At 64.6% G+C, this 2,882-nt stretch carries 4 protein-coding genes; 2 read left to right on the forward strand and 2 right to left on the reverse strand.

Annotation, left to right across the window (positions count from 1 at the left end; genetic code table 11):
* Positions 1–554 (reverse strand): hypothetical protein (locus JF66_RS16915; RefSeq protein WP_035879845.1); only part of this gene is annotated, 554 nt, incomplete at its 3' end.
* A 219-nt stretch (positions 555–773) separates the two neighbouring features.
* Positions 774–1,082, reverse strand: a complete 309-nt coding sequence (locus JF66_RS16920) for a metallopeptidase family protein (protein WP_369798054.1) — start codon at positions 1,080–1,082, stop codon at positions 774–776.
* A 194-nt stretch (positions 1,083–1,276) separates the two neighbouring features.
* On the opposite strand from JF66_RS16920, the gene JF66_RS16925 reads away from it, so the two are divergent.
* Positions 1,277–1,516, forward strand: a complete 240-nt coding sequence (locus JF66_RS16925) for a DUF3499 family protein (RefSeq protein ID WP_231556481.1) — start codon at positions 1,277–1,279, stop codon at positions 1,514–1,516.
* Positions 1,517–1,570: 54 nt separating this feature from the next.
* Positions 1,571–2,882, forward strand: a 1,312-nt coding sequence (ahcY, locus tag JF66_RS16930; protein WP_035879848.1) for an adenosylhomocysteinase, incomplete at its 3' end; no start/stop codon positions are given.

The following is a 2,882-nucleotide window of genomic DNA, read 5'->3' on the forward strand; positions in this document are numbered from 1 at the left end:
AGGATGGCGTTGTCGCCGTCCATTTCGAGGGGCTTGAGGGTTCCGCCGTAGAGGTCGAAGACCTTGACCTGCGTGGCGGCGGACTCGCCGTTCACCGCAACGTCACCGAAGAGCTCGGAGGTGCCGGGGTCGATGGTGAAGTTGGTCAGTTCAACGACGGTGTCGCCGGCGGTGAGGGAGAAGCCGGAGCCTTCGTGCTCGAGGGTGCCCTGCACGTAGGGGCGTACGGTGCCGTTGGGGTCGTAGTAGTCCACGTTGCCGCCGGTGATCGGGAAGTGCAGGCTGCCTTCTTCGAGGGTGGCGGTGCCGACGGTGCCTGCCGTGAGGCCGAGGGTGCCGAGGGCGGCGGCGAAGTCGGCGTCGAGGAGAACGGCCGTGTCGACGCCGGAGAGGCTGGGGATCGAGGCGAGGGGAGCCTCGGCGGTGGCGGAGCTCGAGGAGCTAGGGGCGCTGGATGAGGACGTGGTGGCGGCGGTTGTGGAGCAGCCGGCGAGGAGGGCGATCATGATTCCGGCGGAAGCGAGGCCGATGGTGGCCTTGGAGAATGTGCGCATGGTGTGGGATTCCTGTCTGGGTGGCGGTGATTGTGGATGGTGGTGTTGAGGTCTGACTGGTGTTCGGGCCCACCCCCGAAAAGGTTTGGAAACCCACCAACCCGTTACCAACCCGTTACCCACCCGTTACCAAGCGCGCACAAAAAAGGCCCCGTCCATGCGGAAGGGGCCGGATACGGCGCCGAGGTTGCGACGCCGTCGGGCACGAGGCGGGGGAGCCTAGAAGTGGCGGAACCGATCAGGGGCGAGTTCCCACGGGTCCTTGCCCAGGAGCTCGGCCACGCCGCGAAAGACACACGTCTCGATGATCATGCGCTGATGCATCTCGTCGTCCTGGTGGAGTCGGGAGAGTCGTTGGATGGGCAGACGGTAGAAGACGATCCGACGAGAGGCCGGCGAGACCATCCAGCGCTCGACCCCCGCGCCGGCAACGACCGAGTGCGGTCCGGCTGCAACCTCGAAGGTGACAGAGTCGAGTTCGTCTGGCCAGACTCCGCGCAGATACTCCACGGTAGATGCGACCGTCATATCAAAGAGGTCGATCCGTGTGCGCAATGGCGGCAGGAAAGGTCCGGCCACAGAACTGCGAATTCCGCGCCCGTGGCGGTCGCGGCCGCGCCCGCGAACCGTGGGCGCGGGTACGGCGGAGCGGCGGGATCTCGACATGCGCCAATACTACGTCCGGTCTAGCCGCCGGCAACAAGCGGTCGCTGGTAACGTGCATGACAATGGAAATTCGGCCGTGCTCAAGAATCGCCTGTCGCGAGCCATCGGTGGCGACGCTCACCTTCGTCTACGCCGACTCAATGGCTGTCCTCGGCCCGTTGTCCTTCGATCGCGACCCGCACAGCTTCGATCTCTGCACCCGTCATGCCGCTCGAACGGCCGCGCCGCAGGGCTGGCAGCTCGTTCGTCACCGTGTCTTCGGTGACTCGCCGGGTACGGAAGATTCTGAAGACTGAATCTCGGCGCGTATGGGGGAGGCCAACCGTGGGCGGAAATGACAAGATAGTCGCATGACTGTCGCCTCGCCGTCCACATCCGCCACATCCGCCGCCTTCGCCTACAAGATCGCCGATCTCTCGCTCGCGGAAGCGGGACGGCACCAACTGCGGCTCGCCGAGAACGAGATGCCGGGCCTGATGGCCCTCCGCAGCGAATTCGGCGATTCGAAGCCGCTCGCCGGCGCCCGCATTGCCGGTTCGCTGCACATGACCGTGCAGACGGCCGTGCTGATCGAGACGCTCGTGGCACTCGGGGCCCAGGTGCGCTGGGCCAGCTGCAACATCTTCTCCACCCAGGACGACGCGGCCGCCGCCATCGCCATGGGCCCAACCGGCACAATGGATGCCCCGACGGGCGTTCCGGTGTTTGCCTGGAAGGGCGAGACCCTGGAGGAATACTGGTGGTGCACCACGCAGATCTTCGACTGGAGCGCGGAGGCACTGGCCGCCGGGGAGTCTTGGACCGGACCGAACCTCATCCTCGATGACGGTGGTGACGCCACGATGCTCGTGCACAAGGGCCGCGAATTCGAGCAGGCGAGGGCGGTTCCGGCCGACGCGTCGGGCGACAGCCATGAATATGGCGTCATCCTCGCCGCGCTTCGAGTGTCGCTCGCGGCATCCGCCGACCGCTGGACAAAGATCGCCGCTGACCTCGTCGGTGTCACCGAGGAGACCACAACGGGGGTACACCGTCTGTATGAGCTCTTCGCCGATAAGTCCCTGCTTTTCCCTGCGATCAATGTGAACGACTCGGTCACCAAATCGAAGTTCGACAACAAGTACGGCATTCGCCACTCGCTGCCCGACGGCCTCAACCGCGCCACCGATGTGCTCATCGGGGGCAAAGTGGTTTTCGTCGCCGGCTATGGCGACGTGGGAAAGGGCGCGGCCGAGGCTTTGAAGGGTCAGGGCGCACGCGTGATCGTGAGCGAGATCGACCCGATCAACGCTCTGCAGGCGGCGATGGACGGGTTCCAGGTCGCGAAGCTTGAATCCGTCGTCGAGGAGGTCGACATCTTTGTCAGTGGCACAGGAAACTTCAATGTGATCCGCACGGAGCACATGCTGCGGATGAAGCACCTCGCGATCATCGCGAACGTGGGTCACTTCGACAACGAGATCGACATGGCCGCCCTAGAGGTGCTGCCGGGGGCGACCAAGGTACAGATCAAGCCGCAGGTCGACGAATGGCGACTGCCCAGTGGACGGAGCATCCTCGTTCTGTCCGAGGGGCGTCTGATGAACCTCGGAAATGCCACTGGCCATCCCTCGTTCGTAATGAGCAATTCCTTCACGAACCAGGTTCTGGCGCAGATCGAAC

This window comes from Cryobacterium sp. MLB-32 (genome assembly GCF_000738085.1).
GTDB lineage: Bacteria > Actinomycetota > Actinomycetes > Actinomycetales > Microbacteriaceae > Cryobacterium.